Below are 20783 nucleotides of genomic sequence, written 5' to 3' on the forward strand. Positions count from 1 at the left end.
CTGAACGGGACGCTGAACAACACCGGGATGTTCTCAAACACAGGCACGGCGGGGGCCACGACAAACTCGGGCACGCTCTCGAACTCGGGCACCATCGCGAGCCTGACCAACAATGGCGGCACCGCAACCAATACCGGCACCATCACAACCACCGTCACGCAGTCGGCGGGCACCATCAACATGAATGCCGGGTCGGTGGGTGGTTTGACCGACATCGGCGGGGGCACGTTCAACTTCAACGGTGGCACGCTTGCCAATGTCGAGAATGGCGGCACATTCGCCATTGTGGAGAGCGAGACCGTCGGCGGCAGCTTTGCCAACGAAAATGGCGGTACGCTGGATGTGACCGGCCTGACCGCCCCCGGGACGTTGACCACCAGCGGCTTCAGCACCGACGGCGATATCGACACGGATGGCACGAATGCCGTCACCATCTCGTCGGCGACCATCACGATTGAGGACGATGCCACCTTTGACGGTACCAATAATCTGGATGGCAATGTGCTGTTTTCCGGCAATGTCACCAACAATGCCGATCTGGATGCGACTGCGACCCAGACCGTGACCGGCGCCTTTACCAACAACAATCAGCTTGATGTCGACACGGGCACATTCACCGTGACCGGTGCTACCACCAACGCCAATGGTGGTACGCTGACTGTCGCCTCGGGTGCGACCTTGCAGGCGGGCGCGACCGGTACTGGCACGGTGACCAACCAGGATGGCGGTACGCTGGCGGTGACCGGCACCCTTGATGGTAATCTGATCAACCAGGCTGATGGCCCCGAAGGTGTGACCCTGACCGGCACGGGCGCGGGGACCACCACTGGCATCGTAACCGGGACTGTCACCAATACCGGCGATCTTGATATCAATGGCGGTCGTGTTGCCACGCTGATCAACAATGCCGGGGGCGACACCGATTTCACCGGCGACGGCACCGTGGACAGTGGCCTCACCCTGAATGGCGGTACGGTCGATGTGAACACTGGCACTCTGACTGTGACCGCAGGCGGTGCGCAGATCAACGGTGGTGCCTTGTCGATCCAGTCTGCGGGCACGCTGGCCTCGACCGTGACCAATGGGGGCGGCACCCTGAACGTGTTCGGCACGGCCAACAATGCTGTCACCAACACCAGCGGCACCGCCAACGTGAGCGGTACTGTCGGGGGTCTGTTCACCAACACCGGCACTCTGAATTTCTCGGGCGGGACCATCGACACTCTGGACGCCAATGCGGGTGGGATCGTCAACAGCACCGGCAACACCACCGTCACGAATGCCATCACCAACGCGGGCCGTTTCGGGATCTCGGGCGGGACCTTGAACAACGCCCCCACCAACGACTTCACCAACGAGAGCGGCGGATCCTTGACCATCGCTTCGTCCGGGACGTTGGTGAGCGATTTGACCAATAGTGCGGGCGGCACTGTCAGCCTGCTTGGTCAGGTGACCGGCAATCTCATCAACAGCGGCACGTTGACCACGACCGGCACCAGCGGCACCGTCACCGGCAACCTGTCCGGTTCGGGCGGCACCATTGATCTGGGCGATGGTGACCCGACCACGCAGCTGAACGTGTCGGGCAATGCCGATATCAACGGCACTGTGGTGCTGGATGCGGATGTCACCACCGGCTCGACCCGTGGCGATACGATCGCTGTTGCGGGCGCGCTGAGCGGTACGGCTGCGCTGCAGTTCAATACCATCGGTGAGGCGGGCAATATCGGCAACATTGATCTGTTCACCTATGGCACCTCGAACGCGCTGAGTTTCAGCAGCTTCTCGGGGCTGCCCGAGACGGCGGCCTTTGAGTATTTCGTGAGCGACAACGGGTCGGGTGCGATCCAGTTGCAAAGCCGGGTGAATACCGGGATTGCGAACCTGGCTGTGACCGTCGGTCTGACCCAGACGCTGGTCGATGCCATCATCAACCGTCCGACCAGCCCCTTTGTCAGCGACATTGCCGGCGACAAGGAGACTGATCCGTGCGGAGCGGGTGCGTGGTCGCGCCTGACGGGCGGGAATGCGGATGCCGAGGGTGCATTTGTCGATGATACGTCGGGGGCAAGTGGCACCTCGCCTGTTGAACTGAATTATGGTGGTTTGCAGGTCGGTGGCGATTTTGCCTGCTTTGGGGGTACCTATGGTGGTTGGGATCTGGCCTTTGGCGGGTTGCTGGGCGTGAACCAGGGCACCACGATCAACAACGTGTTTGACGTCGATCTGAACACGGGCCTGCCCACCAACACCCTGCTGAGCGTCACCGAAACCGACATCCTGCAACGCTATGCGGGTATCTATGCGACGGCCGCACGGGGCCGGTTCTTTGCCGATTTGCAGTATCGCTATGAGCTGACCGATTTCACCTCGACCAACACGGCCGTGGCGAGTGGGGCAGGCTTTGATCTGAACGATGAGGAATACGAAAACCGCGGCCAGACCCTATCGGGCGCGTTGGGCTATTCCTGGCCCGTGGGCAATACGCCGGGCCTGACTTTTGTATCCTCGGCGGGCTTTTCCTTTACCAACAACGAGACGGACACCATCAGCCTGGGCAGCACCGGCGAGCTGACGTTGGATGACAGCAAAAGCCGGATCGGCTTTGCCAGCGCCACCCTTGCCAAGTCGCGGGTCCTGCCGGATGAGATCAGCGTGTTGAGCTATTTCGGGACGGCCACGCTCTACAATGACTTTGCCAATGACCGGGAGGCACAGTTCGTGTCCGCCGCAGGCGCTGTGCGGGACCTGACGATTTCGAATGTGGGCCGCTACAGCGAGATCAGCGCAGGGATCAACTATGTCCGCCTGCTGGAACCGAGCAAGGCCGCCGGGTCACGCCAGCTGAACGCCGCCTTGCGGGTGGATGCGCGGTTCGGAGACGATATCGACAGCCTCGGGATCACAGGGCAAATCCGGTTCCAGTTTTAGGGCCGAGTGGTTTGAGAGTGGATATTTGAGCGTCTTTATGAGGGATGGGGGAACGTAGGGTTTAACCGCCGTTCCGCCATGTCGTGGACGAATCGGTGGGACGGCGGGACAAGCCAGACCTTCGCCCCGCTTGCACGAACGGCCACTTTGTTGCGCGGCATAGATTCTGGCTCGCTTGATGTATTGTGCATGTCGATACCAACGACGATGCTGCAAAGATGGCCACTGAAATCGAGTTCTCTTTCGCAGCACTGAACGCTTCAGCGCAACGGCACATTCGCGTATTTCAGATACACCAGTTCCTTGACCGTTTTGCGATGGGACTGACCGTCGCCGTTGTTGCTCTGGCATTGACTGACCGTGGCATGGACCTCTTTCAAATCTCGCTGCTTTTCGGGGTCTACTCGCTCACGACGATGGCGATGGAGCTGCCGTTCGGTGGCCTTGCCGACAGCATTGGCCGCAAGCCGGTCTTTCTGACGGCGGTCGTCACCAGCTTGATTTCGCTCGTGCTCTTTCTTTCGACGCGTGATTTTCATGTTCTGGCGTTTTCGTTTGCCTTCATCGGTTTTGGACGCGCGCTGAGGTCAGGCACGCTTGATGCGTGGTTTGTCGAAACCTTCAAGGCCGCAGCACCTGATGTGGATGTCCAACCTGCACTGGCCAAAGCGCAATGGGCCAATGCCGTAGGGTTGGCCATTGGCGCAGTCTTGGGAGGTCTTCTGCCCGATGTCTTTGGCGAGGTCGCGAAAAGCCTTGGGTTCAGCATCTATGATGTATCCTACGTGGCAAGCTTTTGCGTAATGTCGGGCGTGTTTGTTTTCACGATGTTGGCCATTGTCGAAAAACCGCGCCCTAGAGACGTCACTGCTCTCATCCAGGGCTTTGCGAGTGTCCCAACGGTGATAAAGGACGCGGGCCTTTTGGCACTGAAACATCCCGCGCTGTCGATACTTCTGGCAGCGTTGGCGTTCTTTCTGATGGCAACCAACCCTGTCGAGGTGATCTGGCCGACCCGTGCAAAACCCATGTTGGACGAGGGGTACGCAAATACCGTCATCGGTGTCGTCACTGCGACCTATTTCTTCTCCATCGCTTTGGGTGCATCTCTATCTTCGCATATCAGCCGGATATTCAAGCGGCGGCACGCCATGACGCTGGCGGCGGCCTTTGCCTGCTTGGCAGGCGCTCAGATCGCATTGGCGGTGCAAGACGATATCGTCGGTTTTGTGACGGCATTTATCCTGTATTCCGTGATCCTTGGTGTTTCTGAGACGCCAGCCAGCAGTATTTTGCATCGCTGCGTAGAAGACCGTCAGCGCTCGACCATGCTATCTCTGAGATCGCTGGTACAACAGTTGGGGGGCGCATTGGGTCTGGTGTTGGCCGGAACTGTCGCTGAGATTTACTCGACACCTATCGCATGGATTGTCGGTGCGGTGTTTCTGTTCATTGCAGTCATACTGATCTTGGTGTTGGCCAGACGACTGGCCGTAGAAGCCAAATAGCAGATATTCGTGTGCCGTGCAGCACTGATCATTTTGGGCTCACTCTTGGAATCCGCGACGCTGAGGACGAACGGCAGCTTAGCCGATAAGCCTTAGAGGCTCGTTGTTCCCGTCCAGAAAAGGACCCCAGATATACACGTTCGTTCCTTATGATCCCTTGAGGCAAGACTTGATCGCCAACCCGGACTGGACATCATCTTGCCCGCCTCCGTCACCCCGATGCTGACTTGAGCCAGACCCTGCAACTCACCCCTGCCGCGCGCCGCTTTACGCCTTGGACGCCCGCCCCAAGGCCTCTTCCGCACGCCCCACGAACAGGCGGCGCAATTCCTCGAGCCTCCGTGTGTTCAGCCGTTTTGACCATTTGCGCAGGGGTATACCCTGTTTGCATCCAAAGCTGTCGATCCAGACAAAGCGTCCGTGGCCCCGCCGTTCGGTCTGGAAAATGATGTTTTTGAGGTTCTTGTTGCTGACCACCACATGATGCGCGATCAGCGTATCGAAGAACGTGTGAAGCGCGGCCACGTGCCATGCCTCCAACCGCCCGGCATCCATCAACTCTCTGAGCGAAGGGGGCAGGCTGCCGTCGGGATCCGAGATGCGTTCATAGACCAACCCCAATCCCAGATCGGACGGCACCGTTCCGTGCACTGCGCTGATTGGCAGCAGCGCACCGGGGTCCTGATATTCGGCCTTGAGTTCAAGATAGGCGACGAATTCGCGCAAGAAACCCTTGTACATGGTCGCACGGCGAAAGCGGCGCGTCAGCCAGCCTGCGTCCGGCAGGTGCCCGTCGGGATCAAAGGTGCCGGGTTGGGGCACCTTGACCAGCAGGGTCGGATCGTCAGGATGCGCATAGACGTGTTGCCGCTCACCCTTGGCAATGACGGGCTTGTCGCTGAGCTTGAGCATATCCTGGTCTGCGCCTTCTTGTTTTGGACAGCTCTGGGACGGCTGTCTTAATCTTGGGTTTTGTCGTTGTTTTAATCGGAGATCAAGCGGGCCGGCGCGGTGCTTCCCGTGGGCCGTGATCCGGTGCCGTTACAGGCTTGCCAGTGCCTCGGAATAGCGCCGTGCGAACGCATCGACAAACGCGTCCAGCATCCCGTTTTCGCCTTGATCCGCGCGGGTCGTCCAGCGCTTGTTGTATTCGTCCCAACACTTGCGCGCGCCGCTGCCGAGCATGCCGCCACCGCCTCCGGCTGCGGCTTCGATATCCTTGGGCGCAAGCCCTTCGAGCATGTCGGCCATGGCGGGCTGGACCGCGGCCATCATCGCCATCTGGTGTTTGCGAATATCCGTCAGCGCGTTGTCGAACCCGTCTGGCCCTGTCTGATAGCCGTCGCGGGGGGTGACAAACATCGTCTCGAAGGCCTGATCGGGGTCAAGCATGAATTTCATCGGGTTGTTGCCCGAGGCCACGCGCATTGTCCGGTCTTCCTGCGCGACGAACAGTTTCACCGCCGAGCGGTCTTGCAGCATCTGCATCATCTCGCGCGTGCCCATGCGTGCGCATTGCCCCAGCATCCGCCCCAGATCGCGCAGCGGGATTTGCAGGGCCGCCGCATCGTCAATTTCCGCCCCCTCAAGGAAGCCTGCCAGAAGGTCATTCGTCGCCGCGTTCACGTTGGGGGCAGGGGTGTTTTCAACTGCTTGGGGTTGTGATGTGGCGGGATCGGGAGTGGGGTCGCTGAAGGACTCCCCGAACCCGCGCGGTGCCTTGGACAGTTCAGCCCCGATGGTGGGTTTGGCTGCGGCTGGCGTGTCCACGAAAGGCCCATCCACAGAGGGCGCGCTTGGTTTGGGCAGGTCGTGGGTGAAATCGTCATCCGGGATCTGGAGATCGTTGCCACCAGCCGGGGCACCGCCAACATCGCCGGGCGGATCAGAGGGAAGCGCCCCCGTTGGCGGCACCGAGACTTTGCTGCGAAAGCGGGTGAAGTCGGGTGTTTGTGCGGCCTGTGCCGATGAACTCGCCCCGCTGCCGGGCGCTTGCACCCCGGGCTTGGGCCCATTGTCCACGAATGCCGCGCCGGGAGGCGCCTGCACGGGCTGCCCGCTTTGGGTGAGGGGCCGCGTCTGGATTGCCACCTTCGCACCGGGGCTTGGCACATTTGTCGGCCCAAACGGCCTTTCCATTTCGCGCAGTCGCGCGTGCATGACATAGGGCCCGATCTGGAGCCGATCCCCATCCGCAATCACGTGCCCGTCCGCAATCCGTTCTTTTGACCCGTTCAGAAAGGTGCCGTTGGTGGACAGGTCGTGCACCAGATAGGCGCCGTCCGTGAACCGGATATCAAGATGGTGCCCAGAGATGTGCCGCGTCGGATCCGGCAGCACCCAGTCATTGCCCGCCTTGCGCCCGATCCGGATCGAACGCGCGGTAACATCGCATGTGGCCTCTGTTTCCAGGTCTTCGACCGCATGGCTTTCAATGGTGAGTGTCAGCGCATCCATTTGAAACGACGATCCTTTGGCGAGAACGAGTGGGTTGGCCGCGCGGCACCCCTAGTGAATTCGAAACAGTCCGGCGGCCCGGTCCAGCACGTGATCAAGGGTGGCTTGTCGATGTTCGGTCTGCACCTGCCCGACGGCCCGCAGCACAGCTGCACTGATCGCCCGCGGCGCCCGCCATGGCGGCACTGTCACCAGATCATTGGGCGCGAGCGGTCCACCTGACCATCCCACCGCCATGCCCAGATGCACCACCGCCGTCCGGCGCTGCGCAAACATCGCCATTTGCAGTGTTTTCCAGCGTGCGTCCGTTGTCGGTTCTTCGAGCCATTCGGCGATCCAGTTGACCAGCATGGTTTCTTCGGGCGTCAGATCCCCCTGAATCGCCAGCACACAATCCAGCCCCCATTGGATCGCCACCTTGGGTTCGATCGCAAAGGCGGTGAAGGTGATCGCGTCCTCGGGGGTTTGCGAGCTGCGCAGCCGGTCCAGAAAGCCCCGATAGCCTTCGTCGCCCTGAGGGCGTTCGTGCATGAACTCTTCGATTTGCGGCACCCGTCCGAACAGGTCGGCCACCCGGTCAAATCGTATAGCGCGTGCCGGGGGCAGCGTTTGTTCAGAATTTAGATCGTCCATGCAGGCCGTCATATAAGTTTCTGTTTAATCACAGGCACAACTGTGCGCCGCGCAGCACCGCAGGTCAATCATTTGGTGGCGCAAGGGCGTCACCTTGTTGCGTCTTGTGACACAGTGATCGGGGTCCGCCCTGTATTGTGGACAATTGTTCCAAGGTAGGGAATTCCCCTATGTACTTTATGTAGCCAAAGTGGATTCCTCGGATTATGGTGTCGAAGCGTCAGGCATCTAAAGCCAACCTAAACAAGGCGCACTGGGGAAAGTTATGGACGTCGAAACGCTGCTTCAGAGCCATGGGGAAGATATGCCCAGTGGTGAGGACCTGGAGTATGATCCGGCCTTCATGGAGCTTGAGATCGCAGCCCAGCCCGGCGAGGAACGCCAGGCGGGTGACGAGATCATCGCGGCTGAGGACCCCGACTATAAGGACGTGGCCGAAAAGGCTGCCACCATCATGGAGCGCAGTCACGATCTGCGCGCAGGCGTGTTCATGGCCGAGGCCCAGTTGCGCCTGACAGGCTATGTCGGGTTCGCCAAGGCTGTCGCCTATATTGCCGGTTGTCTGGACCAGCATTGGGACACATGCCACCCGCAGCTTGATGCCGATGATGACGACGACCCGACCATGCGCGTCAACGCCGTTTTGGCCCTGACCGACGACGGGCGCATCCTGCGCGGTGTGCGCCGCGCACCCCTGACCAAAAGCCGCACCTTTGGTGGTATCTCGTTGCGCGACATCGCCGTGGCCGAGGGCGAAAGCACCCCTGCCAGCGATATGGAAAATATCCCGGATTCCGGTCAGGTCGCCGCAGCCTTTCAGGATACGGATGAAGACGACCTGCGCGAGATCGCCGAGGCCACCGCACAGGCCTATGCCGATGTGCAGGCCATCGATGCGCTGTTTGACGACAAGACACCGGGGCAGGGCCCCGATCTGGACCCCCTTCTAAAACTGCTCAAGCAGGCCAATGCCCGTCTTCAGGCTGCGGGCGGGGCCGCTGTGGCGGATGGGGATGCAGGCGAGGGCGACGAAGATGCCGCGACCGGCGGTGCCCCGATGGGTGGTGGCATCCCCGCAGGGGGCGGTGGTGCCGTGGGTGGCATCAACTCTCCCAACGACGTTCAGAATGCATTGGACCGCATTATAGGGTATTATGAGCGCCAGGAGCCTTCGAGCCCGCTGCCGATCCTGTTGATGCGTGCGAAAAAGCTTGTGAATGCGGATTTTCTGACCATCGTAAAAAATATGGCCCCTGAAGGTGTTGATAACGTGAACCTAATCGGCGGCATAGAAGAAGACGATGATGACGATTAAGCAAATTTTGGTCCAGTTCGCGTGACCATTGAAAAAACAAACTGATTTCGAAGGAGACAAATCGGATGGCTGGGAGTTCACAGAAATTCATTGCGCGCAATCGCGCGCCACGGGTGCAGATCGAGTATGATGTGGAATTGTACGGTGCCGAGAAAAAGGTGCAGTTGCCGTTTGTGATGGGCGTCATGTCCGATCTGGCCGGTAAGTCCGAGGTCGAGCAACCTGCCGTTGCGGACCGCAAGTTTCTTGAGATCGACGTCGACAACTTTGACGATCGTATGAAGTCGATGGCACCCCGCGCGGCCTTTACCGTGCCCAACACTCTGACGGGTGAGGGCAACATGGCCGTCGACATGACGTTTTCGTCGATGGATGATTTCAGCCCTGCCGCCATTGCGGCCAAGGTTGAGCCCCTCAAGGAACTGCTTGATGCCCGCACGCAGCTGAGCAACCTTATGACATATATGGACGGCAAGACCGGTGCCGAGGAGCTGATCGCCAAGATCACGCAGGATCCGACCCTGCTCAAGACCCTTGCCGCACAGCCTGCCCCCAAAGCTGACAGCGAAGATCAGGAGTAAAAGATGGCCGAGACAGAAACAGAAGTCGCAGCCGGTGGTGAAGCCACGGCGTTCGGGTCCTCCGATTTCGAGAACCTGCTGAAAAAGGAATTCCGGCCCAAGTCGGATCAGGCGAAGTCCGCCGTTGAACAGGCCGTCAAGACGCTGGCCGAACAGGCGCTGGCCAATTCCGCCCTGATCAGCGACGACGCCCTGCGCACCATCGAAAGCATCGTGTCCCAGATCGACAAGAAGCTGACCGAGCAGGTCAACGCGATCCTGCACCACCCTGATTTCCAGCAACTTGAAAGTGCGTGGCGTGGGTTGCACTACCTCGTCAACAACACCGAGACCGACGAGATGCTCAAGGTCCGGGTGATGAACATCTCCAAGAAGGACATGCACAAGACATTGCGCAAGTTCAAAGGGACGGCCTGGGATCAGTCCCCGATCTTCAAGAAGATCTACGAAGAAGAGTTTGGCCAGTTTGGTGGCGAACCCTATGGCTCGCTTGTGGCCGACTATCACTTTGACCACTCCCCACCGGATGTGGAATTGCTGGGTGAGATGGCCAAGATTGCTGCCGCCGCCCACGCCCCTCTGATCACCGGTGCCAACCCGACCCTGTTCCAGATGGACAGCTGGTCCGAACTGGCCAACCCGCGTGACCTGACCAAGATCTTCCAGACCCCGGAATACGCCTCGTGGCGGTCCCTGCGCGAAAGCGAGGATTCCAAATATATCGGTCTGGCGATGCCCCGGTTCCTGGGCCGTTTGCCTTATGGGTCGGCCACCGACCCCGTCGAAGCCTTTGCCTTTGAAGAGGACACAGACGGGTCCGATGCCACCAAATATGGCTGGGTCAACGCGGCTTATGGCATGGCTGTCAATATCAACCGCTCGTTCAAGGAATACGGCTGGTGCTCGCGGATCCGTGGTATCGAAAGCGGTGGCGCGATCGAGGGTCTGCCGTCGCACACGTTCCCGACGGATGATGGCGGCGTGGACCAGAAATGCCCCACCGAGATCGCGATTTCGGATCGGCGCGAGGCCGAATTGGCCAAGAACGGCATGATGCCTTTGATCCACCGCAAGAACTCGGATCTGGCCGCCTTTATCGGTGCCCAATCGCTGCACAAACCTGCGGAATATGACGACGACGATGCCACGGCGAACGCCAATCTGGCCGCCCGTCTGCCCTATCTGTTCGCGACCTGCCGCTTTGCGCATTACCTCAAGTGTATCGTGCGCGACAAAGTCGGTTCGTACAAAAGCCGCGATGATATGCAGGACTGGTTGCAGACCTGGGTCAACCAGTATGTCGATTTCAACCCTGACACCTCACCGGAATCAGTCAAGGCCCAACAGCCGCTGGCCGCCGCCGATGTTGTGGTTGAAGAAGTCGAGGGCAACCCCGGCTACTACACATCGAAGTTCTTTCTTCGACCCCATTACCAGCTTGAAGGGCTGTCCGTATCCCTTCGACTGGTGTCCAAGCTGCCGAGCGAAAAGGGCTGATCTAGCGCCCATTGCCTGACAGAGAACCAACTGAGAAACGATCAATCATAAGGAAAATCCGAAATGTCATTTGACGCATTTATGTATATCCCCGGTGTGAAAGAAGTCGAAGGCGAGACCCAAGACGAGGACATGTCCAAAGAGAAAGCCTGGGAAATCCTGAGCTTTGAAATCGGTGCCGAGAACAACATCAACATCGGTTCGATCTCTGGTGGTGGTGGTGCCGGTAAGGCCACGTTCAAGGAATTGACCGTGACCAAAAAGACCGACACGGCCTCGTGTGGTCTGTTCCTGAAGCTGTGCGAAGGCGCTCACTTTGATGACGCTCACATCGTGCTGCGTCGTTCGGGCGGTGCCACAAGCAAATCCGGTGTGACCTTCCTGCAGTTCGATTTCAAACTGCTGATGGTTCAGGATATCAGCTGGTCCGGTTCGGACGGCGATGACATCTGCGAAGAGACGCTGGTCATGCAGTACGGTGCGATGAAAGTCACGTACCATGCGCAGGACAAGCAGGGTAAGATGAAAGAGCACTCCAAAGCCATGTGGAGCCGTGTCAAGAACAAGGCCGAGCTGGTCGTATAAGCCCCGCGCTTTTCGCACTTTCTTGAACAACCTGGTCAAGCCCCCCCTCGGGGCTTGCCCTTTGCCGCCTTATGCCCAATCTGGAGATGCCCCGTGCAAGCCGAAGACCTACTCAAAGCCGGTGATCTGGATGGCGCATTGGCCGCGTTGCAGGATGCCGTTCGCGCAGACGCGTCGAACCCTGCCTTGCGCATCTTTCTGTTCCAGTTGTTGAGCGTCCGTGGCGAGTGGAAGCGCGCCATTGCCCAACTCAAAGTATCCGCCGAGATGGACGAGATGGCCGTGCCCATGGCCCAGACCTATCGCGAGGGCATCATTTGCGAGGTCTACCGCGACAAGGTGTTCGCGGGCGAAAAGGACCCTCTGATTTTTGGCGAACCTCAGGAGTGGATCGCCCTGATCCTTGAAGCCCTCAAGGCCAATGCCGCGGGCCGCCCTGACGAGGCCGCCGCCACCCGTGCCCGCGCCTTTGACGCCGCCCCCACAACCACCGGGTCCATCGACGGCACCCGCTTTGAATGGATCGCCGATGCCGATATGCGCCTTGGTCCGATCCTTGAGGTGGTGATCAACGGCAAATATTACTGGATGCCCTTCACCACGATTTCCCGCATCGAATTTGACGCCCCCGCCGATCTGCGCGACGCGGTGTGGACCCCGTGTACCCTGACCACCTCCAATGGTGGCGAGGTCGTGGGCCTGATCCCGACCCGCTATGCCGGAACCATCGAACGGGGTGGTGCGGCCGAAAAGCTGGCCCGCGCGACCAACTGGGTCGATCTGGGTGCCGAGACCTTTGCCGGGATCGGGCAGCGCCTGTTTGCAACCGATCTGGGTGACACCGCCCTGATGGATATGCGCGTGCTGGAACTCGACACGGCCGAGGATGCGGGTGCGGACACCTCTGGCGACGGGGATTGATCCATGTCCGACAAGATGATCGCCGAACGCTTGCAGCCCTCCCTTCTGGATCGGCTGACGGATGACAATCCGACCGAGTTGACCGAGCGCCGCGAGACCCGTGTGATCGACGTGCGCCAGCTGCGCGACATCATCCAGCGCGATCTGGCCTGGCTTCTCAACACCGCCAACAGTGCCTCCCAGATTGACGGCGATCTCTATCCCAATGTCATCGCCTCGACCCTGAATTTCGGTATTCGCGAGGTTGCGGGCGACTATTCCACCGCCGAGCGGGCCGAGATGATCCGCAAGTCCATCATGGAATCGGTACAGGTTTTCGAGCCCCGCATTCACCCTGGATCGCTGGATGTGGAATTGCGTGTGGGCCAGGAAAACCACGACTCTGTCGTGTCCTACGATATCCGCGCCGACATGTGGGCCCAACCGATGCCGATTGAGTTGTATCTGCGCAGCCAGGTCGATGTGACCACGGGCGAGCTGCAACTGGAAAGGATCGCCTGACCCCGCCATGGATACCCGACTGCTCAAACATTACGAAGGCGAACTGGCTTTCATGCGCGACATGGGTGCCGAATTTGCGCAGGCCTATCCCAAGATCGCCTCCCGTCTGGGCATGGACGGGATGGAGGTCGTGGACCCTTACGTGGAACGCTTGCTGGAGGGCGTCGCCTTTCTGTCCGCCCGCGTCCAGCTTGAATTGGAATTGCAGTATCCCGCGCTGACCTCGCACCTGCTTGAGATCATCTATCCTCACTACCTCAGCCCATCGCCCTCGATGATGATCGCCGCGTTCGAGCCTGACATGCAGAACGCCGCCCTTGAGGATGGCTATGTCATTCCGCGCCATTCCGAATTGCGCAGCGCCTTGGGTGACGATGATCATACCGCTTGTGTGTTCCGCACCGCGGCAGATGTGAATCTGTGGCCCATCACCATCACCCAGGCCGAGTATATTGACGGCCGGGGCGAGTTGGTCGCCGCCGGTGTGTCGCGTGAGACCGAGGCCCGTGCCGGTATCCGGTTGCGTCTGAACCGCCACGGCGGATTGCCGATCTCGGAATTGTCGATGGACAGTCTTGTGCTGTACCTGAACGGGCAGGAGGGCAAGAACTGGGCCTTGCACGAATTGCTCAGCACGCAGGTCACGGGTCTTGTGGGCCGGTCAACCGACCGCCGTGCCGACTGGATTGCCGACCTGCCCAATGGCACGGTCGAGCCGCGCGGCTATGACCCTGACGAGGCCTTGTTGCCCACCCCGCAGCGCAGCTTTGACGGTTACCGGCTGTTGCAGGAATATTTCGCGATGCCCGAACGCTTTCACTTTGTCGAAGTGAAAGGTCTGTCGCTCGCGCTCACGCGCTGCACCGGGTCCGATGTCGATATCTACATTCTGCTCAGCAACGGGGACCCCGACATTGCCGCGGGCGTCACACCCGAGGCCTTTACCCTGAACGCGGTGCCTGCCGTGAACCTGTTTCACAAACGCTGCGACCGGGTGCATGTCACCTCGTCCAAGGTGGATCATCATGTGGTTGCCGACCGTACCGCGCCCATGGATTTCGAAATTTATGCCATCGAAAGTGTAACCGGGATTTCAGCCGATGGCGAAAAGGATGTGCCGTTTCGCCCCTTCTATTCCGCGACCGACCTCACTGCGGCGGGTGACATGCACACCGCCTATTTCACCCAGGCCCGCAAGATGCGCCAGCGCTCGGAAAAAGAGCGGCTGAAGGGTGTACGCACCTCCTATCTGGGATCGGAGATTTACCTGTCGCTGGTGGATTCCGAACAGGCCCCCTTTGGCCAATCGCTGGATCAGCTGGCCATTCAGGCGATGGTCACGAACCGCGATTTGCCCTTGCTGTTGCCCACAGGTGCCAAGGATGTGTTTCACTTGCCCGTGGGTGGCCCCGTTGCCCATATCACCACGCCGGTGGGTCCAACCCGCCCCCGCCAGACCCTGGCACAGGGCGACACCGCGTGGCGGCTGATTTCGCATCTCAGCCTCAACTATATCAGCATCGCCGACAATGACGCGGATGACAGCGCGGCGGCCTTGCGCGAACTGATCGGGATTTATGCACCCTCGGGCAACAAGGTTCTGGAAAAGCAGCTTGAGGGGCTGAATGCGGTCCGCACCCGCCCCATCGTACGCCGCATGGCGGATGAGGTGTTGTCGACGGCTGTGCGTGGTCTTGAGATTTCGATCACCTTTGACGAGAGTTTTTTTGAAGGCACCAGTGCCTATGCGCTTGGTGCCGTATTGGAGCGGTTTTTCCGCAAGTATGTATCCATCAACAGTTTTACCGAAACGGTGCTTGTCACCCAGCAACGCGGGGAGATTACCCGATGGCGGCCGGAAACCGGTCTGGGGAGGATCGTCTAGCCTCTCTTGAGAAGCTGGCCGCGTCCCCGGAAAAACACCATATCTTTCACGCCTTCCGTATGTTGGAAGCGGCGTTTCCCGATGCCCCCCGCATTGGCAAGGCCCGCCGCCCGCGCGAGGATGCGGTGCGCCATGGCCAAGAGGCTGAGCTGAAATTTCCGCCCTCGACCCTGGCCGCATTTGAGCCGCCCAAGGGCCAAAAGCCGGGCCGTCTGACCAATCGGTTCTTTGGCATGTTTGGTCCCTCGGGGCCCTTGCCGCTGCACCTGACCGAATATGCCCGCGAGCGGATGCGCAACCACCGCGACCCCACGCTGGTGCGCTTTGCCGACATGCTCACCCACCGCCTGACCACGCTGTTTTATCGCGCGTGGCGGTCGGGCCAGCCTGCACCCAGTTTTGATCGCGGCGAGAATGACGGGATCGAACAGAAGGTTGCCGCCATTGCGGGCTTTCACGGGCAGCACCTGCGCGGCAAGGATCACCTGCCCGATCTTGCCAAGCGCCACTTTGCCGGGTTGCTGTCCCAAGGCCCCAAGAATGCCGAAGGATTGCAGTCAATGATTCAGGCCTTTTTCGGGGCGCGGGTCGAGGTGCAGGAATTCGTCGGTTGCTGGCTTGAGCTGGAACCGGATGATCGCTGGCAGATGGGTGCCCCTGCCCAATTGGGCCGCACCGCCTCGATCGGGGATCGCGTGTGGACCCGCTCGGCCAAGTTCCGGCTGCGCATTGGCCCCCTCAGCTATGCTGACTATCAGCGCCTGTTGCCGGGCGGTGGATCGCTGGCCCGTCTGCGCGCGGTTGTGCGCAACTATGTGGGCGATGCACTTGATTGGGATGTGAACCTGGTCCTTGCGGCGGATGACATTCCGCAGCCGAAACTGGGCGAAACGGTCCGCCTTGGCCAAACCGGATGGATTGGCCAGAAAACCATAACAAAAGATGCGGATGATCTGTTTCTGGAGCCAAACGCCCAGACCCATGCCGCTGTACTCTCGGGAGGGACATAACCCATGACGGAAATCAGCCGCGTTGCCCTGTTTGGCAAGCTCAACAGCCTTGGTTTCAAAGCCATTGAAGGCGCCACTGTATTCTGCAAGATGCGCGGCAACCCGTATGTCGAGGTGGTACACTGGCTGCACCAGATCCTCAACAATCAAGACAGCGACATTCACCACATTATCCAGCATTTCGATCTGGATGCGGGTGCCATCGCGACCGAGATGACCAAGGCGCTCGACAATCTGCCGCGCGGGGCCTCGTCTGTCAGTGACCTGTCGGCCCATCTTGAGGACGTGATGGAACGCGCATGGGTCTGGGGCTCGCTGCTCTATTCCTCGAACCAGGTGCGCACGGGTCATTTGATTTTGGGGATGCTCGAAACCCCCAACCTCAAGAACATCCTGATGAGCATTTCGCCCACATTGGCAGGCATCAAGGCGGACGCGTTGGCGGATGATTTCCACACTATCACCGACGGTTCGCCCGAGGATGCGATGCGCCCGCAGGACGGGTCGGTCACGGGCGGTGGTGCCGAACCCGGCGAGGCGAGCGGTGCCATGGCCCCCTCGCAGATGGGCAAGGAGGAGGCGCTGGCGCAGTTCTGTACCGACCTCACCGAACAGGCCCGCAACGGCGATATCGACCCTATCGTGGGCCGCGACGAGGAAATCCGCCAGATTGTCGACGTACTGATGCGCCGCCGTCAGAACAACCCGATCCTGACCGGCGAGGCGGGCGTGGGCAAGACGGCTGTGGTCGAGGGGTTCGCCCTGCGCATCGCCCGTGGTGATGTGCCCCCCGCACTGCGCGACGTGCGCCTGTTGGTGCTGGATGTGGGTCTGTTGCAGGCGGGTGCCTCGATGAAGGGCGAGTTCGAGAACCGTCTGCGTCAGGTCATTGACGAGGTGCAGGGGTCAACCACCCCCATCGTGATGTTTGTGGATGAGACCCACACGCTGGTCGGGGCAGGGGGGGCCGCAGGGACGGGCGATGCCGCCAACCTGCTCAAACCCGCGTTGGCCCGCGGCACCTTGCGCACCATCGGCGCAACCACCTGGGCCGAGTACAAGAAATACATTGAAAAGGATCCCGCCCTGACCCGCCGTTTCCAGGTGGTTCATGTCGAAGAGCCCGACATCCCAAAGGCCGTGCTGATGATGCGCGGGATCGCCGCGATGCTCGAAAAACACCACAAGGTGCAGGTGCTGGACGAGGGGATCGAAGCGTCGGTCACTCTTTCGGCCCGCTATATCCCGGCCCGCCAGCTGCCCGACAAATCCGTCAGTCTGCTGGATACCGCCTGTGCCCGTGTCGCCGTCAGCCAGCACGCTGTGCCCGCCCAGGTCGATGACAGCCAGCGCCGGATTGAATCGCTGACCACCGAGCTTGAGATTATCGGCCGGGACGAGACCGCCGGCTATGACGTGGCCGACCGCCGCGCCGAGGTGCAGGCCAGCAGGGACGCCGAAGAGGAGCGTTTGCTCGGCCTCAGGGCCAACTGGGAGAAGGAAAAGGCGCTGGTCTCCGAAATCATCGAGTTGCGCGCCAAGCTGCGCGAGGGTGGTCAGTCAGTCGAAAATACCCACACGCCCGAAGGTGCTGCCGCCGATGAGGCCGCCGCCGAGAGCGAAGCCGTGACCCCGATCAGCGAAGAAGACCGCGCCGCGATCATGGCCGAGTTGAAGGCCAAGAACGCCGAACTGGTAGAGCAGCAGGGCGACAGCCCCCTGATCATGCCCATCGTGGATCATCAGGCGGTGGCAAGCGTTGTCGGCGACTGGACAGGCATTCCCGTGGGCCGCATGGTCAAGGACGAGATCGAGACGGTTCTGAACCTCGAAGAACATCTGGCCAAGCGCGTCATCGGTCAGGACCACGCGATGAAGATGATCGCCAAGCGCATCCAGACCAGCCGCGCGGGCCTCGACAACCCATCAAAACCCATCGGGGTCTTCATGCTGGCGGGCACGTCCGGTGTGGGCAAAACCGAAACCGCGCTGGCCCTCGCTGAGGTTCTGTACGGTGGCGAGCAGAACGTCATCACCATCAACATGTCCGAGTACCAAGAGGCGCACACCGTGTCCTCGCTGAAAGGGGCTCCTCCGGGCTATGTCGGCTATGGCGAGGGCGGTGTGCTGACCGAGGCGGTGCGGCGCAAACCCTATTCCGTCGTCTTGCTGGACGAGGTCGAAAAGGCGCACCCGGACGTCCACGAGATCTTTTTCCAGGTGTTCGACAAGGGCGTGATGGAAGACGGCGAGGGCCGCGTGATCGATTTCAAGAACACCCTGATCCTGCTGACCTCGAATGCGGGCACGGACCTGATCATGGACCTGTGCAGCGATCCCGAATTGCTGCCCGAACCCGAAGGCATGGCCAAGGCGCTGCGAGAGCCGCTGCTCAAGGTGTTCCCGCCTGCGTTGCTTGGGCGTCTGGTTGCGATTCCCTACTATCCGCTCAGCCCCGACATGATCGGCAAGATCACGGTGCTGCAACTCAACCGGATCAAGAAGCGCGTCGAGGCCGCCCATGGTGTGCCCTTCGAGTATTCCGATGCGGTTGTGGCCGAGATCGTGGATCGCTGTCAGGAACTGGAAAGCGGCGGGCGCATGATCGACGCCATCGTCACAAACACCATGCTGCCTGATATTTCCGCCGAATTCCTGCGCCGCATGATGGAGGGGGGCACCATCGACAAGGTGGCCATCGACGTCGCGGACCACGAATTCACCTACAGCTTCGAGTAAGGACAAAGAACGATGCAATTCGTCATTCAACCCAAAAGCGGGTTCGCCGCCAGCGAACTCATTCGCATGAAAAGCAGGTCAGGCCGGATCAACTTTGAAGGCTCGATTTCAGCCACATGGAAGGACCCGGGCCTTGCCAAGGTCGATCAGGCTGTCGCCTCGGATTTCCTGGTCAAACTGGGGATCAACCTTGAGCGTGCCTACAAGGCCAAGATCAGTGCCTGGAAAAGTGATTTGCAAAGCAAGATGGATGCGCTGGAGGAAAAGCTCGGCAAATCCGAAGAGAAGTTTCGCAAGGAAGCACTGAAGAAATCCAAGTCTGACAGCGAGAAACAAAAGTTCGTCGACTCCCAGAACAAGGATCAGACCAGCCGTCTGGAGAAGATCAAGAAAGAAGCGCAGGCCGCCTATACCAAGCTGATTTCGGATCTGGCCTTGCCAGCCCGCAAGGCGACGATGAAGGCGCTGGCGGATGCGCCCAAGGAGCTGAAGAAAAGCAAGCTGTCCACGGCCATCAAGATCGGCAAATGGCTTTTGACCGCGGCTGTGATTGTGGCGGCCGCCCTTGCCCTGCCCCCCGCGGGTGTCACGGCGGCCTTCGTAGTCGCAGCAGCAACCATCGTTCACAAAAGCATGTCCGCCGCCAATGACGCTGTCGGGATCTACAAGGAACAGTTCAAGACCGCCAAGCTGAAAGTCGAAAAGGCGAATGTCTCGCTGTCGGCGGCGGATGACGCCATCGGCGAGGCCATCGCGGATATGCGCGGCGTCAAGGATGCCATCGGCGCGATGCGCGTCAAGAAGGCCACGACCGAGATTGCGATCAACAAGTACAAGACCCAGATCGCCGCGTCAGGCAAGGATTCCCCGGCTGCAACCAAGGCAATCGCCAAGTCCACGGCCAAGGCGGACGAGGCCCAGAAATACATGACTGAACTCGACGCTGCCGTGGGTGGCGACCCGGATGCTGTCTTGGCCAACCTGCAAGCCGCACGCACAGCCCTCAAAAAGGCGATAAATGCCATGCCCGAACCGAAGAAGGCCAAGGACAGCAAGTTGCAAAAGATCGTGGATTGTCTGGATGCCGTGTCCGGCATTGCCGATGATGTGAAGGAGTTGGCCTGATCGAATAGCGCGGGGCCACCGCCTGTGAATGACCTGTGATGACACGCGCGGCCCTGTGACCACCTGATGACCCCGCGGATCGGTTTGCGGTTCGCATCTGACCCGATGCTTTTGAAAGGAACTTCATTATGCCTGCCGCCCCCGGAACCAAGACGATGACCGCCAAGTTGTCGGTGCTACCCACGCAGGAAATGAAGCCCGAGGTCGTCAAGTGGATCAAGACCATGCCGAAGGTCGCCAAGTTGTTCGTCAAACCGCTGACCTATGACGACAAGATTGATCTGAACCCCAAGAAGTGGACAGACAAGAAATTGTCCAAGGCGATGGCCGCGTTGGTGCGGTACGAGTTGGCCCTTCTTGCCAACCGTGCGAGCGATGCCAAGAAAGTGTCGGACAAGGCCAAGTCCCCCATGGAGGAAATCAAGGTGGTGGGCCTTCTTCAGAAGGCGATCAAGAAGGCCCAGGCCGACATCGACAGCAAGTGTTCGGACGCTCTTGAGGAACTCGCATCCGGCAAGGGCGAGGCCAAGGCCGGGCTTGCTGCGGGTAAAAAGGCGATGGCGCAGATCAATACGCTCGACGTCTCATCCCTGTTTTCCGGGGTCATCGACACTGGCACCAAAGCCGCCAAGAGCCTTTATGCCCCGCTGACGGGCAGTGATGATAAGAAGAAGCAAGCGGCCATTTCCAAAGCTTCCAAGGACGTGGAAGGGGCCGTGTCCAAGCTGAACGACACGGGCAAAACCGCCCAATCCGTGGCCAAGTATCTGCTTGATACAGGTAAGAAGCTGAAGAACCACGAGAACGGCCAACTGGCCGATTTCGGCACCAGCATCCTCAAGAAAGATGTCCAGCCCGAGTTGGAGAAGCTGGATGCGGACATGTCCAAGCTTGAAGATGCGCTGACCCCTTTTGCCGCCGCCCTCAAGAAAGGGGATTTGGACCTTGCCGCCGCCAAGGCGTATGAAAAGAACCTGTCTGCACTCAGCGGATTGCAGGCCACCGCCAACAAGGCTGTCGCCGCGATGAAGTCCTTGCAGACCAAGTTCAAGAAAATCGAAAAAGACCTGAAGTAAGCCCCACAGTTTACGACCG

Annotated in this window: 15 protein-coding genes and 1 pseudogene; 13 read left to right on the forward strand and 3 right to left on the reverse strand. The window is 59.9% G+C overall.

What is annotated here, in order from left to right; genetic code table 11:
• A pseudogene (locus tag Q0859_RS18220) lies at window positions 1–2931 on the forward strand (hypothetical protein); the annotation flags it as partial.
• A gap of 218 nt (window positions 2932–3149) precedes the next feature.
• Window positions 3150–4439 carry an MFS transporter gene (locus tag Q0859_RS18225; protein WP_299153898.1) on the forward strand — a complete coding sequence of 430 codons (1290 nt, stop codon included), beginning with the start codon at window positions 3150–3152 and terminating at the stop codon, window positions 4437–4439.
• A 267-nt stretch (window positions 4440–4706) separates the two neighbouring features.
• Here Q0859_RS18225 and Q0859_RS18230 read toward each other — a convergent pair whose 3' ends face one another.
• The 3 genes from Q0859_RS18230 to Q0859_RS18240 all read right to left on the reverse strand — a co-directional run bounded on the left by Q0859_RS18230 (window position 4707) and on the right by Q0859_RS18240 (window position 7529).
• Complete coding sequence (locus tag Q0859_RS18230) at window positions 4707–5351, reverse strand: YrbL family protein (RefSeq protein ID WP_299153900.1); 645 nt, start codon at window positions 5349–5351, stop codon at window positions 4707–4709.
• Window positions 5352–5480: 129 nt separating this feature from the next.
• On the reverse strand, window positions 5481–6896 hold the full coding sequence (gene tagH / locus Q0859_RS18235) for a type VI secretion system-associated FHA domain protein TagH (RefSeq protein ID WP_299153902.1): 1416 nt from the start codon (window positions 6894–6896) through the stop codon (window positions 5481–5483).
• Window positions 6897–6947: 51 nt separating this feature from the next.
• Window positions 6948–7529 carry a hypothetical protein gene (locus tag Q0859_RS18240; RefSeq protein ID WP_299153903.1) on the reverse strand — a complete coding sequence of 194 codons (582 nt, stop codon included), beginning with the start codon at window positions 7527–7529 and terminating at the stop codon, window positions 6948–6950.
• A gap of 265 nt (window positions 7530–7794) precedes the next feature.
• Between Q0859_RS18240 and tssA the strand changes: the two genes are divergently transcribed.
• The 11 genes from tssA (at window position 7795) to Q0859_RS18295 (ending at window position 20764) form a co-directional block, all read left to right on the forward strand.
• The gene (tssA, locus tag Q0859_RS18245) at window positions 7795–8844 is read left to right on the forward strand and encodes a type VI secretion system protein TssA (RefSeq protein WP_299153905.1); all 1050 of its coding nucleotides are present in this window, start codon (window positions 7795–7797) and stop codon (window positions 8842–8844) included.
• A 65-nt stretch (window positions 8845–8909) separates the two neighbouring features.
• Entirely contained in the window at window positions 8910–9425 is a 516-nt protein-coding gene (gene tssB / locus Q0859_RS18250) for a type VI secretion system contractile sheath small subunit (RefSeq protein ID WP_299153907.1), read from the forward strand.
• 3 nt (window positions 9426–9428) lie between these two features.
• Window positions 9429–10922 carry a type VI secretion system contractile sheath large subunit gene (tssC, locus tag Q0859_RS18255; RefSeq protein WP_299153909.1) on the forward strand — a complete coding sequence of 498 codons (1494 nt, stop codon included), beginning with the start codon at window positions 9429–9431 and terminating at the stop codon, window positions 10920–10922.
• Between the two features lie 63 nt (window positions 10923–10985).
• Entirely contained in the window at window positions 10986–11507 is a 522-nt protein-coding gene (locus Q0859_RS18260) for a type VI secretion system tube protein Hcp (protein WP_299153910.1), read from the forward strand.
• Between the two features lie 93 nt (window positions 11508–11600).
• Window positions 11601–12428 carry a type VI secretion system accessory protein TagJ gene (locus Q0859_RS18265; RefSeq protein ID WP_299153912.1) on the forward strand — a complete coding sequence of 276 codons (828 nt, stop codon included), beginning with the start codon at window positions 11601–11603 and terminating at the stop codon, window positions 12426–12428.
• Between the two features lie 3 nt (window positions 12429–12431).
• Window positions 12432–12929 (forward strand): type VI secretion system baseplate subunit TssE, encoded by a 498-nt coding sequence (tssE, locus tag Q0859_RS18270; protein WP_299153913.1) that lies wholly within the window; start codon window positions 12432–12434, stop codon window positions 12927–12929.
• A 7-nt stretch (window positions 12930–12936) separates the two neighbouring features.
• On the forward strand, window positions 12937–14814 hold the full coding sequence (tssF, locus tag Q0859_RS18275) for a type VI secretion system baseplate subunit TssF (RefSeq protein WP_299153915.1): 1878 nt from the start codon (window positions 12937–12939) through the stop codon (window positions 14812–14814).
• Complete coding sequence (gene tssG / locus Q0859_RS18280; protein ID WP_299153917.1) at window positions 14778–15824, forward strand: type VI secretion system baseplate subunit TssG; 1047 nt, start codon at window positions 14778–14780, stop codon at window positions 15822–15824. Before tssF ends, tssG begins: the two co-directional genes overlap by 37 nt.
• A gap of 3 nt (window positions 15825–15827) precedes the next feature.
• Window positions 15828–18563: a type VI secretion system ATPase TssH gene (tssH, locus tag Q0859_RS18285; protein WP_299153919.1), complete on the forward strand. Its 2736-nt coding sequence runs from the start codon at window positions 15828–15830 to the stop codon at window positions 18561–18563.
• A gap of 12 nt (window positions 18564–18575) precedes the next feature.
• Complete coding sequence (locus Q0859_RS18290) at window positions 18576–19688, forward strand: hypothetical protein (protein ID WP_299153921.1); 1113 nt, start codon at window positions 18576–18578, stop codon at window positions 19686–19688.
• 128 nt (window positions 19689–19816) lie between these two features.
• The gene (locus tag Q0859_RS18295; protein ID WP_299153923.1) at window positions 19817–20764 is read left to right on the forward strand and encodes a hypothetical protein; all 948 of its coding nucleotides are present in this window, start codon (window positions 19817–19819) and stop codon (window positions 20762–20764) included.
• Window positions 20765–20783: the final 19 nt, after the last annotated feature.

The organism is uncultured Tateyamaria sp., from assembly GCF_947497045.1.
Classification (GTDB): Bacteria; Pseudomonadota; Alphaproteobacteria; order Rhodobacterales; family Rhodobacteraceae; genus Tateyamaria.